This is a genomic window from Paenibacillus xylanilyticus, assembly GCF_047246825.1.
Taxonomy (GTDB): domain Bacteria; phylum Bacillota; class Bacilli; order Paenibacillales; family Paenibacillaceae; genus Paenibacillus; species Paenibacillus xylanilyticus_B.
This window is the reverse complement of sequence record NZ_JBFOLB010000001.1, coordinates 992334-1006307: the sequence shown is the minus strand read 5'-3', so window position 1 is coordinate 1006307 and position 13974 is coordinate 992334. Positions and strand designations below refer to the sequence as shown.

Below are 13974 nucleotides of genomic sequence, written 5' to 3'. Positions count from 1 at the left end.
GGGATGACAGGATGAACAAACGCGGTAAGATCGCTTCACTACTGATGGCCTGTATGATGCTGGTTGTATTCAGCGGCTGCAGCGGGGGGACCAGTGATAACGCACAGCCTCAGATATCGGAGCAGGACTACGAACCTTATGGTAAATATGAGACACCCGTAGAATTCACAATTGGTCGAAATACGAATCATGTCAATAACTTGCCTCCCGGCGATACCATTGAGGACAATTTGGCCACACGTTATGTCGAAGATCGGGTGAATGTCAAGGCCAAGGTTGCTTGGGAAACGGACGACATGGATCAGAAGTTGTCCTTATCCATGACCACGGGTGACTTGCCCGATGTGATGCTGGTCAGCCGCGAAATTTTTAACCAGCTGGTTGATAATGATCTGATCGCCGACATGACAGAGGTATACGAGAAGACAGCGTCCGAAGGTGTGAAGAATATCTACGGATCCTATGGGGATTTGCTGCTGAATCAGGTTAAGGTGGACGGCAAAATCATGGGTCTTCCCATGACAAACATTGGGAATCAGCACCAATTGCTGTGGGTTCGGAAAGATTGGGTGGATAAGGTGGGCGCCAAGCTGCCGGAATCTGTGGAGGATGTGTGGAATCTCGCCAGAACATTTGTGGAACAGGATGTATCGGGCACAGGCAAGACGGTGGGCATGGTGATGGATTCCAATGCAATGAACTTCACCCCGATATTTGCTGCGCATGGTGCCTTTCCGATGAACTGGATCGAGAAAGATGGTCAAGTGGTATACGGCTCAGTTCAGCCGGAAATGAAGCAAGCGCTGGCGGAAGTCAGTGCCATGTATAAGGAAGGTTTGATTGATAAACAATTTGCTGTCCGGTCGAGTGAAGAGAAAGAGGCACTCGTAATTAACGGACAGGCGGGAATGGTTTTTAATCCATGGTGGATCGGCTATACCAACTACAAAGACTCCATCAAACAAGATCCGGATGCAGTCTGGGTTGCAGTATCGGCACCACTGGATGAGAACGGCAAGTTCAAAACGATTCGGCAGGATCCTGTAGGGGGAGGGATCGTCGTGGTGAACAAGAACTTTGCCCACCCTGAAGCGATCATGAAATCAGTTAACCTCACAACGGATTTCCTCTACGCATTAACAGAGGATGCGATCAATTACAAGAAGGAACATCCCGATGAGATGTTGACCGATGCGAGCCGTTGGAACAACGATCCAACACAAATCCCGATGCAAGTCGATTATGACGATGTGTTGAAGCGCTATTACGAAGATTTAATGAAAGCCGATGAGACCGGAGATGCTTCCAAAGTTCAGGAAGACCGGGTCGTTTCATTCAAGGCTTATCAGGAATTCAAGGAGAAAGGAAATGCCATAGACGTAAACACCTACGGCGAATACCTCTCACGGATTGAAGGACAACGTGAAGCAAATAACCCCAATCTGGAAGTGACTCCTGCAGGCTTCTATGGAACAACAGAGACCATGAAGCTGAAGTGGGCGAACCTGCAGAAGCTCGAGGAAGAAACGATCCTCAAGATCATTATGGGCCAAGCTCCGGTAGACGAATTTGATACGTTTGTCGACACATGGAAACGCACAGGTGGAGATGAGATCACGGAAGAAGTCAACGAGATGAGCAAAAGGTAAAAATAACCGGAGTGAAGTAGGAGCGCAATGTTGTGGAAGCCTGGTACCAGACTTCCGCAAGTGCTTTTACCGATAAGACCTGCCTATAGACGTGCAGGATGGAGGTGGAACGGACAATGGCGCAAGTGGAAACGACGATACATCCGCAAAGGGAAGTGCTCTACCCAGGCAAAAAGAAACGTAAGAGATTTGACGAGATGACCTACCATTTTATGCTGCTGCCCGGCATGGTCATGCTGTTCATTTTCTCCATTGTGCCTATGTTTGGTGTAATCATGGCCTTTCAGAAGTTCATTCCTGCCAAAGGCATATTCGGCTCCAAATGGGCAGGACTTAGCAATTTCACCTATATGTTTCAACTGCCGGACGCGAAGCAGATTTTTATCAATACATTGGTCATTGCGGTCGGGAAAATAGTGCTTGGATTGATTGTCCCGATTGTATTCGCCCTTCTGCTTAATGAGGTGCGGCTGAAGGTATTCAAGAGTTCGATTCAAACCATTGTGTATTTGCCGCACTTTATGTCCTGGGTCGTTCTGGGTACGATGCTCACGATGATTTTCTCCTTTGACGGGATGATTAACAATTTCCTTGAAATCCTCGGTCTGGAACGGATTATGTTTCTGGCGAGCAATGACTGGTTCAGGCCGCTGCTTATTGTGACGGATACCTGGAAGGAATTTGGCTATGGAACCATCGTTTATCTGGCTGCATTAACGGCAATTAACCCTGCCTTATATGAATCTGCTGCAATGGATGGGGCGAATCGCTGGAAACAGACGCTAAACATTACACTGCCAGGCATGTTCCCGACCATCATCCTTCTGGGTACGCTGAGTCTTGGCAATGTGTTGAATGCAGGATTTGATCAGGTATTCAACCTGTACAATCCGCTCGTATATGAAACAGGTGATATTATTGATACCTTTGTGTACCGCATGGGTTTGATCAATATGCAGTATTCATTCGCGACGGCCATTGGTTTGATGAAATCGGTTATCAGCTTTGTTTTGATTGTCGTTTCGTACAGACTGGCATCAAAATATGCGGGGTACAGAATTTTCTAGGAGGGTTAGCATGATTCAATCAAAAACGCTGGGTTCCAGGCTATCCCGCCTGTTGATTATGTTTACTTTGATCCTGATTACATTCATGTCCCTGGCCCCGATTGTGAATACGATCATGGTTTCCGTCAGCAGCAGTACGGCTGTGAATGCCGGCAGGGTCTACTTTTTCCCAGTGGAGTTGAACTTCTCATCCTACGCACAGATTTTAAAAGATACGAAGTTTTGGAATGCTTTTCTGATATCCGTAGAACGGGTGCTGCTGGGGGGCGCCATTAATATGGTTCTGACCATTCTTATGGCCTATCCGTTGTCACGCAGTGTCACACAGTTCAGATCCCGGAACACCTACATGTGGATTATCGTATTTACGATGTTGTTCAGTGGGGGCATTGTTCCCTGGTACATGGTAATTAGCAAGCTCGGACTGATCAACAGCATATGGGCGCTCGTACTGCCAGGTGCCGTTCCTGTCTTCAATGTGATTCTTCTGATGAATTTCTTCAAAGGAATTCCGAAGGAACTCGAAGAAGCCGCATTTATTGACGGAGCAGGACCAATGAAAATTTTGCTCAAAATCTTCATCCCGATCTCGATGCCAAGTCTGGCGACCATTATGCTATTTGTCATTGTCGGGCACTGGAATAACTTCTTTGACGGAATCATTCTAATCAACGACAGCTCCAAAATACCGCTTCAGACCTATCTGCAGCAGCTTAGTCTCACGCGAGATCAGATGCAGAATCTCTCCGTTGAACAGCTGCAGCAGTATAATAAAATTTCTAACACCACATTGAATTCTGCCAAAATACTGGTCTCCATGATACCGATTCTGCTGATTTACCCTTTTCTACAGCGTTATTTAATCCACGGAATTGTTCTCGGTGCAGTGAAAGAATAATCTCATGACGAAGAAGGGATGGATTAGGATGAGAAAAAAGAAAATCGTAAGTCTGACGGTTGTACTCAGTATTATTTTGGTAACCACAATGGGTGCCAGCGGTGGAGGCAAAAATCAATATACCCGGCAAGCACAGTGGGCACAAGAGAAGCTGCATGAATACTATTGGAACGATGAAACAAAAATGATGAATAACGCTTATCCATCGACACCAGAAGGAGAGCAAGCCCTGAATTATTGGTGGAAAGCTCATGCGGTTGATGCACTGGTAGACGGATTTGAACGGACAGGAGACGAAGCGTACACGGATCGTGCGGAAGAACTGGTACGCAGTATAATTGAACACAATGGTTCCCTTCATAATGAGTTCTACGATGATATGGAATGGCTTGCCCTTGCTGCTCTTCGGTTATATGATGCGACAGGCAGTGAAGAAATGAAAGGATACGTGCTGGATCTCTGGAAAGACATTAAAACAGCCTGGTGGGAGGATGATCTGGGCGGTATGGCATGGAAGAAGGATCAGCGGTATAACCGGAATGCATGCTCCAGCGGACCGGCTTCCATTCTGGCAGCAAGGTTATATGAACGCTTTGGTGATACACAGGACCTGGAATGGGCGCAAAAGATATATGATTGGGAAAAACAATATCTTGTAAATCCGGAAACGGGACTCGTAGCGGATGGTTTGGTGCTGCGCGAGGATGGCACGCTTGATGTTAATGAAGCTTGGATCTTCACATACAACCAAGGTACATTCATTGGAGCCGGAGTGGAGCTTTACCGGATTACAGGAGATCAGATGTATTTGCAAGATGCAGAGAAGACAGCCGCGGGATCCCTGAAGTCCTTGACGAATGAGAAGACGGGGATTTTCTTAGAGGATGGGGACGGAGATGGTGCCTTGTTCAAAGGCATATTGATCCGTTACCTGGCGGAGTTATATGACATTGGTCATAACAAGAATCTGAAGAAAGCGATTGATCGCAATGCAGACGCGTTACTGAAAGGCAGCCGGAAAAGCGGGTTATTCGGTCAGGCCTGGGGTCAACCAGCCCAGAATCCACTCCACCTGACTGCACAGCTTAGCGGTGTCTTTCTGCTGGAGGCAGCTGCGAAACTGGAGGCTGGCAAACATTCCAAGCCAGAAAAGCCAAGTAAATAATTTACTTATTGTATGGTCGACTTAAAAATATCTATTATCGATCAACATGAAGAAGAAGCATCGAATCCCTAGCAAAGGGTTCCGATGCTTCTATGCGTTCTATGCGTATATCAGTCGAAATTCTCTATGAGTATGGGAGATTACTTGGAAGCAGGCAAATGGTAACTTTCCCGAATGAGGGAGAAGTAGTCATCCGCTCGCACAACCTTAAATTCCGCTCCCAGTTCTTCGGTGAGTGCGAGTGCATCGGATGGCGTCATGCTCCAGGCAAGCAACCCAAGGGAAATGAACAACGGCGACTTTCCATCCCAATTCGTTTTTGCCTCATTCAATACCTGCAATCCGTCCTGGGCTGTACTTATTCCACGAATTGTAGACACCGGCAAACTCTCGCCAACGATCTCAACACCATAAGTGTCTTCATAGCTTATGAACAGTCCTGGTGAATGGTAGTCTTTCTCGTAAGCGCTTGCTTTAAATGGCGTGAGAGGTATATTTTCGCTGTCTTCCCGGTTCAACACATACGAGATATTCATCCCTGTCTTTTCCAGGTATTTTTCGGTCTGCTGCAAAAATGGACGGAAGCTTGAGTCTGGCCATGCACCCGGATAAAGGTATCCTGCACCGGATGGTCCGGCAATCAGCAAATCATTGGGGGTTGCAGTATTCACATAATGATTCAGTATCGCTGGTGCACCCTCATAGAGAAGGGGGCTTGAAGTCCAGTTGATGGGGACTTTGCCTCGCGCCGGATCCTCCCACATGACACGCATGCGGTGCTGGTTGTACTGAAAATTATCGCCTTCAGTGAAGGTATACGTCACGTAGATTTTGTTCTCCAACTCCGGACGTGGAGATTTTTGGACAGGTTTGAACTTTGGCTCGGTTCCCGAGAAAACAGTCAGATTACTGAACCAGTCTGCAGCGAGTACATAGACGCCATATCGGGAAGCAATCTCAACAGAGCTGAACTCACCTTCCACATCATTGCTGAACCAGCCAAGGTAGGGAGTACCGGTTTTCACGTCGGACATGATTTTCTCAAAAAGTGCTTTCTGATCAGGCACATTGGAATCCAGCCAAAATACCATCGCTTTGTTAGCGACCGCGTAATCCCGTAAATAGGCATAGGGTTCTTGCTGCTCGGCTGAGAGCGGGCGGATATTACCAGCCGATACCTTAAACTGGTTCCACATGTCCACTTCAGCCGTCAGCTCTTGGGTTCCCGCAGGAGGGCTGAATTCATATACAAAATAATTGCCATTATCGGCGAAACGGTGACCGCCTTGCCCCTCGGCAACCTTGGAATTTTGTCTGTCATACAGAAAAGCTTCTTCTTCAGGTGTTCCTGCAACGAAGTTTGCAATGATTTTGCCATCCGCCTTCACGGTAACTTCATGCACGGCTGGGCCCCAGCCATCCTGGGTTAAGGCGTCATCGAACCGGAGATAAACCTCTGATTTCCCAAGCAGCGAAGTAAGGTCAAGGGAATACGTGTCTCGGTTGCCAGCATCTCGTATGGGCTGCTTCTCCTCTGCAATGGTCACAAATGACTCGGGAAGACCGGATGGAATACGAATGGCTGTATCCGGATCCAGTCCAACTAACATCTGGTGGGTTGTCTTCTTCCACAGATGCTCATATTGCCAGGTGTACGCATCAAGTCGGCTGCTGAACTTACCCTGTAGATCATCGAGGATCTTCAGGTTGTACGGTGCTTTGGATAATTGGCTCGCCAGCTCCGGACTGGCAACTACAGCATCCTTCAGACCGGCAAGCGTGGTTGCCACGTTAATTGAATCAGGTAACTTCGGATCATACACAATTATGCCTTTGACTTCACTGCGGTATGTCGAAAACACGTCCCAATAATCCTGATGAAGTGTATAGGGTACATCGAGATCGTTGAGCCAGGTCAATTTTCCTTCTTCCTGGGATTCGATCAGATAGATTCGCGGTTGTTTCCTGTTTACTATTCCCTGTAACGTTCCAAACAGTAATTTGATATCACCTGGCGCATCATAGATATCGGCTGCATCCAGATGTTTCGGTTTCTTGAAACGGGGGAGTTCACGGTTAGCTTTGGAATCTCCAGGTTTAGCGGTTTGAACACTGGTTTCCGAGGCGGATGCCGCTCCGGCAGTTAAGGAAAAAGCACAGAGGAAGGCTAAACAGAGAATCGTGAATCTACGAGCCATGGCCAATTCACTCCTTGTTATAATCAGAAATATGAGCGTGTGTATCCCTCAGTCATCCCGTCCTCCTTTTGCGGCTTAAAAGCCAGGCAACACATCTCACTTCAAGATATATTAAATATATACATATATGTTATTGCAAGAGCTTCGACAAAAGTTCCCAATTTTTATGGAAAAGAGACATTTTAATTACGATAACTCTAGGAGATCTTGTGTCAAACTCCGGATAAGTTCAGCTTGTTTATTGCGCTCTTATGTGAAAGGATATATTATATATCTCAAATATTACGAATGAATTGGTGATGTGATCCGAATGAATACAAACGAACGTGTTCCGTTGTATCAGCAAATCCAGGACTATGTCAGACAGATCATAACGACAGAAAAGATGAAGCCCGGTGACCGGATACCGACAGAGAAGGAACTGATGGATCAGTTTCAGGTCAGTAAAATCACCGTTGCCAATGCCTTGACAGGATTAGCGAATGAGAAGCTGATCGCCAGGGTGCCTGGCAAGGGCAGTTTTGTGGCAGAAGAAAACGATATCGTACCTTCGACTTCAACGCCGGCTGCTGCAATAAAGGGAAGAGAAGGCACACTGGCTGCAGGGATGGTCGGTGTGATTATGCCATCCATCCATGATTACTTTGCCATCAGACTGGTTGAGGGAATTGAACAAGCTCTTAGCGAGAAAGGCTATCGAAGCATGATTATGTTCACGCATGGCAGGCTGGATAAAGAGAAGGATGTCATCAAGGAACTGAAGGCACTCGGCGCTGAAGGCCTGTTAATTTTTCCTGTTGATGAGGAAAACTACAACGAGGAGATCCTTGGCATGAAGCTCTCCGGTTTTCCTTTTGTACTGATCGACCGCTATCTGCCTGGTGTCGAGACACACTATATTGCGGCGGATGGAAGACGCGGTACAAAACTTGCGGTAGAGCATCTGTGGGAGCTCGGGCACCGGGATATCGCCATCTGTTCGGATTCACCTTTGCAAACCGTCACTGTCCAGGAACGGATCGAAGGTTATATCGATGCTTTGAAAGGCAAAGGGGCGTTAATAAACCCGGCACATATGATTACAGATTTCCAACCATTAAGCTTGCTGAAAGATGCAGAGTCCCATCCCCTGTACAGGTATATCGTAAACCGAATGGTGACAGCATACGTTTCGCTGAACGGAAGGCTCGGTGTACAAATTCATCAAATAGCCAAGCAGGCAGGTCTCCGGGTTCCTGAAGATGTGTCCATTGTAAGCTTTGATGATCCCACATCCATCGTGGAGGAATTCAGCATATTTACTCATGTGAATCAGTTTGAGCGCGATATGGGATACCAGGCTGCGGTGAAATTACTTGAAGTGCTGCATGGACATGAAACAGCGAAAACCTATAGCAAGATACTGATCGAACCGGAACTAGTGGTACGCCAAACCACTGCTAAAGTTCCTCAAATTTAACATGGATGCACATAGTAAACCTTCACCGTTTAATGCGGGAAGGTTTTTTGTTTTCAAAAAAAACATATTGAATATATTCAATTCATATATTATAGTCTAGAAAATGATGGATAATCATACAACGCAATCCAAACCTGCATCACCACAAGGGGGTTAGAATGTGTCAAGAGACCGGCAAGAAGAACGCACCGGATTTCAGGAGTCCGCTCCGTATCATCCCGACTATGACCTGCAAACTGACTTTGTGATGGTATATGGCATTGACGAGTCAATGCCGGAACGCATCAAGCAATGGAAAGAGAAGGGATATATAGTGCATCTCATGACCGGAGTAGCCTGGGGAAATTACAACAGCTACCTTGATGGCGAGGTGGGTGGCATACCCCATTGGGATGAAGCGCAGATGAATCGCCACGAGCAGATGATTCTTCACGGCGATCAGCCCGTTATTCCGTACATGGTACCTACTCTTTCGTTTGGACGCTATCTGGCGGAGCACATTCGAATTGCTGTAGATGCAGGCGTTGAGGCCATCCATCTGGAAGAACCTGAATTCTGGGTGAACGGTGGTTATTCTGAAGCCTTTAAGAGGGAGTGGCAGCTGTATTACAAAGAACTCTGGATTCCGCCGCATGCTTCTCCTGATGCACAATATCGAGCCTCCAAACTAAAGGCATATTTATATACCCGGGTTCTGGACCGGTTATGTGCCGAGATGAAGGATTATGCATTGCAACGATATGGCCGTGTTCTCCGCTTTTATGTTCCAACGCACAGCCTGATCAATTACACGCAGTGGCGAATCGTCAGTCCGCAATCTCAACTGGTTGAGCTGGCCTCCATCGACGGATACATCGCGCAGATCTGGACGGGGACATCCCGCACACCCAATGTGTATGAAGGGGTTCGGAAGGAACGCACATTTGAAACCGCTTACCTTGAATATGGCGTCATGCAGGAACTGGTCCGCGGAACCGACAGACGCATGTGGTTCCTGCATGATCCGATCGAAGATAACCCCAATTACACCTGGGCGGATTACAAGCAGAACTATTTGAAGACCGTGGTTGCTTCGCTGCTGCATCCCGGGGTTGCCCATTATGAAGTTGCGCCGTGGCCACGAAGAATATTTCAAGGAACTTATCCGGCGGAAGAAGGTGCTGGTAAGGAGAACATTCCGGCAGACTACGCAACGACGCTGCTGCAAGTCATGCATACGCTGGGTAACCTGGACCAGAATGTGATCGAGATCGATCAGATTCCGCTGCAAGTTGGCGTTCTTATCGCTGACTCCGCAATGTTTCAGCGGATGAAGCCAGATCCTGAGGCGCCTCATCCGGGGAAATATGATGGAACAGACCCTGAAGGCTTTCAGCAAGAGGGCGATACCGAGCTGCTTGATTTCTCTCCATTTTACGGTCTGGCGCTCCCGCTACTAAAATACGGGATACCCGTTCGCCCTCTTTTACTGGATCATGTGCGACGATATCCGGGGTATTTGTCACCTTACCATGTTCTCGTACTCAGCTATGAATTTATCAAACCAGAGTATCCGGATATTCATTACGTTCTGGCGCAGTGGGTGCAGGATGGCGGGGCACTGATCTATGTTGGCGATGACAGTGACCCTTATCATGCTATTCGTGCGTGGTGGAATCTCGAGCAACAAGATGGGAAGAAGAAGTTCGGAACCAAGTATCATTCCCCGCGGGAGCATTTGTTCGAGCAGCTTGGTCTGAAGAAGATGGAGAGTGGTATCAAAGAAGTGGGAAAAGGAGGAGTGGCTTGGCTGAACGAACATCCGGCTAATCTCACGTTGTCCAAGGCAGGGGCCGATCGTCTCCGCCATGCGGTCCAGGATTTGATTGGAATGCTCAACCGACCAGCTATGCAGTGGGTAGCAAGGTCATATTTCAAAATCAAGCGCGGGCCTTACATCATCGCAGCTGCGTTAGACGAGTCGGTGAGCGAGGAACCACTGGCCGTACCGGGTCCCGTTGTGGACTTGTTCGATGCGAAGCTCGCGGTACTGAACCAAGTTGTTCTGAAACCGGGAGAACAGGCACTTCTCTATGATATTGATTCAGGACGTCCAGCGGCTGGAGGAGTTTCCCTCATTGCGGCATCCTCCCGAATTGAAGCTCTTTCCGAGTCGGCCACAGGTTTTCAATTTGAGGCGAGAGGGCCTGCCCGCATGCAGGCTGCTGCACGGCTGTATAGTAAGGCGAAACCTGTATCTGCCCAGTATTCTGTTCAAGGGAAAACAGTAGCCGCTGTCTGGGAGTGGGACCCGGATTCGCGAACCGTGCTCATTCAATATGAGCATGGAAACGAGAATCGAGCAGAGGTACATGTGCGATGGTCTTCTTGAGTCATACCCCAATCATCGTAACAGAGAGGAGTAACGAACATGCCATATGAACCGGTAAGGCCAGAACGGTTAAAACAGACGTTAAACAAACTTCGGGAAGCCATATATGATCCGCTGACCGAACTGGAAGTGAAGGCATGGGTTACATCCGAGCCCGTGTCCTACGATTCTCGGATGTCGGGAAGGGAAGTGACTCTTCAGCAGGGAGAACGATGGGGTGAGCTCTGGGACTGTGCCTGGTTCCGTTTTGCAGGCCCATTGCCAGCCCGTAGTGTCAGCAGCCATGAGCGCATTGTTCTCTTGTTGGATGTCAGTGGCGAACAATGTCTGTTTGATCATGAAGGAACGCCTGTCCAAGGGTTGACGACCATTAACTCCGAATTTGATTTCTCCTTGGGATTGCCCGGCAAGCGGGTCGTTCATCTGAGTGAGAGATTTGTCAGGGGAGATGAGATTGAAGTATGGGCGGAAGCGGGCAATAACGATTTATTTGGCAAGTATCAGGGAGGATCTTTAAGAGAGGCCGTTATCGCGGTCTGTCGGGAAGACATTCGCAGTTTGTACTACGATATCGAGGTTCTTCTGGAAACGGCAGACTGCCTGGCAGCTGGATCAGCTCGCAAGGAGAGAATATACCAGGCGCTCTATGACGTTTCGCTGCAGCTGACCGATTTTTCCGAAGTACGTGTCCGGCTAGCGAAAAAACGTACGGATGAACAGCTCGGTTTGCAAGGGGGAGATCCAGTCTTAACCTTGAGTGCTGTAGGCCATGCACATATCGATTTGGCCTGGTTATGGCCGATCCGGGAAACGATCCGTAAGGGTGCAAGAACGTTCTCGACCGTGCTTCGCATGATGGAACGTTATCCGGATTACGTATTCGGTGCGAGTCAACCTCAACTGTACGACTGGATGAAGCAGCATTATCCCAAATTGTATGATCAGATCAAGGAACGCGTGCGTGAAGGCAGATGGGAACCACAGGGGGCCATGTGGGTGGAGTCGGATACAAATGTCCCCGGTGGTGAATCTCTTGTACGGCAGATTCTGTATGGCAAGCGCTATTTCCAACAGGAGTTCGGGTTGGAGATGAAGTCACTTTGGATGCCTGACGTATTTGGTTATTCGGCAAGCTTGCCCCAGATATTGAAACAGTCCGGAGTTGATTACATGATGACCCAGAAGCTCTCCTGGAGTGAGTACAATCGACACCCCCATCATTCGTTTATGTGGGAGGGGATTGATGGATCAGCAGTCTTAACGCATATGCCACCCGAGGATACGTACAACAGCCCGGCAGCACCCCGATCCATTGCCAAGGCAGAGCGAGAATATCTGGATAAAAATGTATCCGGCCATGCGCTGATGCTCTTCGGCATAGGGGATGGGGGAGGCGGACCAGGTGAAGAGCATCTGGAACGGCTCGAACGGACCAGGAACCTGCTTGGATTGTCTCCCGTTATACAGGAGCCTTCATGGACATTTTTCGAAAGGCTCAATAAAGACCGAGACAAATTTCAAACGTGGCGGGGGGAGCTGTATCTGGAAAAGCATCAGGGTACGCTAACCAGTCAGGCGCGAAGCAAGCGGTATAATCGGAAAATGGAAAAAGCGCTGCGTGAATTGGAATTTGCCTCTGTTCTGGCGGCAGCCCATTCAGGCAAATCCTATCCATCCGATACGCTCGAACTCATATGGAAAGAGGTTTTATTATATCAGTTTCATGATATCCTTCCGGGATCTTCGATCAAGCGGGTTTACGATGAATCACTTATCAGATATGCGGAGTTGTTGACCCAAACAGAAAACATGATTGCAGAAACCTACAGCAGTTTGGCGGATCGGATCGCTTCAAGCAGCAAGTCCACATCCTCACCTACAGTGGTGTTCAATTCATTGCCTTGGCAGCGGAAGGAATGGCTTTATCTGCAAGGACGGTGGATGAAGGTACTTGTTCCCTCCATGGGATACATGGTTGTACCTGAATATCCTAGCCAGTGTACGGTGGGTGAGGTCGGAACGTGCATCGAAATGGGATCGGAGACGCTGGATTCAGTGTTACATGTAAATGTGGAAGAACGCTTCATAGAAAATGACGTGCTTTTCGTGAAGTTTGATCAGTACGGTGCAATCATATCGATCTTGGATAAAGCAGAAGGGCGAGAAATCATTCCTCAAGGACATCAGGGAAATCATCTCCGTGTATATCATGATGAAGGAGACGCTTGGGATTTCAGTCATGATTATTCAGAGCATCCTGGTATGCCTTTAACACTGCATAACATTCAAGAGCTTCATGAAGGGCCGAGGATTGGACTGATCTTTCAATACAGCTATGGAGAATCCAAATTAACTCAGAGCGTTATTCTTACGGAGGGCAGTCGTCGAATCGATTTTGAATCTGATGTGGATTGGCGGGAAAACGCCAAGATGCTTCGCACGTCTTTTCCGGTGAATATTCGTACAGATCAGGTTCATTGCGAGATCCAGTTTGGCAGTCTGTCCAGACCGACCCATCGGAATACCCTGTGGGATTTTGCCAAAGACGAGATCTGTGCCCACCAGTGGATAGATATTTCGGAGCCTGATTACGGAGTCGCATTACTCAATGATTGCAAGTACGGTCACAGAGCCCTTGATAACATACTTGACCTTAACCTACTGCGCAGCAGCTCGTATCCTGATCCGGAAGCTGATCGTGCGGAACACGTATTCACCTATTCGTTATATCCGCATCAAGGTAATCATGTTCAAGCCGAGATCTATCGGAGAGGTAATGAACTGAATATTCCATTGCGTACAGTTCCCTTATCCTCTGTACGTGATAAACCGGCTGGAACTCTGCCGCTTTCCAAATCGTTCCTGCAGCCGGATCATGCACACGTCATGGTGGAGTCCGTCAAAAAGGCCGAAGATGGAGACGAGGTCATCGTCCGCCTGTATGAAACATCCGGAACACATGCCCATACGGTCATTCATCTTGGAATCGACACCGCGGAAGCATGGAAAGCGGATCTGATGGAGAACATCATTTCGTCGATTCCGATGACAGATCCATCGATGATCACGCTATCGTTCAAGCCATTTGAAATTATTACGCTGCGTTTGAAGTTGCTGTAGGTATAGCAGAGGCAGCGAATGTCTCTCATTTTGAGAAAGGAGAGGTG

8 protein-coding genes are annotated in these 13974 nt (G+C 48.1%); 7 read left to right on the top strand and 1 reads right to left on the bottom strand.

The genetic code is table 11. The annotated features are described in order from the left end of the window. Positions 1–11 precede the first annotated feature (11 nt). The 4 genes from AB3N00_RS04250 (at position 12) to AB3N00_RS04235 (ending at position 4779) form a co-directional block, all read left to right on the top strand. The gene (locus tag AB3N00_RS04250) at positions 12–1649 is read left to right on the top strand and encodes an extracellular solute-binding protein (protein ID WP_413033456.1); all 1638 of its coding nucleotides are present in this window, start codon (positions 12–14) and stop codon (positions 1647–1649) included. Between the two features lie 116 nt (positions 1650–1765). Continuing rightward, complete coding sequence (locus AB3N00_RS04245) at positions 1766–2716, top strand: ABC transporter permease (RefSeq protein ID WP_413033455.1); 951 nt, start codon at positions 1766–1768, stop codon at positions 2714–2716. A 10-nt stretch (positions 2717–2726) separates the two neighbouring features. Then, positions 2727–3614 carry a carbohydrate ABC transporter permease gene (locus AB3N00_RS04240; RefSeq protein WP_413033454.1) on the top strand — a complete coding sequence of 296 codons (888 nt, stop codon included), beginning with the start codon at positions 2727–2729 and terminating at the stop codon, positions 3612–3614. A gap of 28 nt (positions 3615–3642) precedes the next feature. Further along, the gene (locus AB3N00_RS04235) at positions 3643–4779 is read left to right on the top strand and encodes a glycoside hydrolase family 76 protein (protein WP_413033453.1); all 1137 of its coding nucleotides are present in this window, start codon (positions 3643–3645) and stop codon (positions 4777–4779) included. 140 nt (positions 4780–4919) lie between these two features. Here AB3N00_RS04235 and AB3N00_RS04230 read toward each other — a convergent pair whose 3' ends face one another. Beyond that, positions 4920–6977 (bottom strand): GxGYxYP domain-containing protein, encoded by a 2058-nt coding sequence (locus AB3N00_RS04230; RefSeq protein WP_413033452.1) that lies wholly within the window; start codon positions 6975–6977, stop codon positions 4920–4922. Between the two features lie 310 nt (positions 6978–7287). Between AB3N00_RS04230 and AB3N00_RS04225 the strand changes: the two genes are divergently transcribed. The 3 genes from AB3N00_RS04225 to AB3N00_RS04215 all read left to right on the top strand — a co-directional run bounded on the left by AB3N00_RS04225 (position 7288) and on the right by AB3N00_RS04215 (position 13927). Then, complete coding sequence (locus tag AB3N00_RS04225; RefSeq protein WP_413033451.1) at positions 7288–8436, top strand: GntR family transcriptional regulator; 1149 nt, start codon at positions 7288–7290, stop codon at positions 8434–8436. A gap of 160 nt (positions 8437–8596) precedes the next feature. Continuing rightward, positions 8597–10807, top strand: a complete 2211-nt coding sequence (locus AB3N00_RS04220) for a hypothetical protein (RefSeq protein WP_413033450.1) — start codon at positions 8597–8599, stop codon at positions 10805–10807. Positions 10808–10846: 39 nt separating this feature from the next. Next, positions 10847–13927 (top strand): alpha-mannosidase, encoded by a 3081-nt coding sequence (locus tag AB3N00_RS04215; RefSeq protein WP_413033449.1) that lies wholly within the window; start codon positions 10847–10849, stop codon positions 13925–13927. Positions 13928–13974: the final 47 nt, after the last annotated feature.

Bases quoted from the DNA above. Each gene is read 5' to 3' on its own strand.
- AB3N00_RS04250 (WP_413033456.1), top strand. From the start codon at position 12: ATGAACAAACGCGGTAAGATCGCTTCACTACTGATGGCCTGTATGATG.
- AB3N00_RS04245 (WP_413033455.1), top strand. From the start codon at position 1,766: ATGGCGCAAGTGGAAACGACGATACATCCGCAAAGGGAAGTGCTCTAC.
- AB3N00_RS04240 (WP_413033454.1), top strand. From the start codon at position 2,727: ATGATTCAATCAAAAACGCTGGGTTCCAGGCTATCCCGCCTGTTGATT.
- AB3N00_RS04235 (WP_413033453.1), top strand. From the start codon at position 3,643: ATGAGAAAAAAGAAAATCGTAAGTCTGACGGTTGTACTCAGTATTATT.
- AB3N00_RS04230 (WP_413033452.1), bottom strand. From the start codon at position 6,977: ATGGCTCGTAGATTCACGATTCTCTGTTTAGCCTTCCTCTGTGCTTTT.
- AB3N00_RS04225 (WP_413033451.1), top strand. From the start codon at position 7,288: ATGAATACAAACGAACGTGTTCCGTTGTATCAGCAAATCCAGGACTAT.
- AB3N00_RS04215 (WP_413033449.1), top strand. From the start codon at position 10,847: ATGCCATATGAACCGGTAAGGCCAGAACGGTTAAAACAGACGTTAAAC.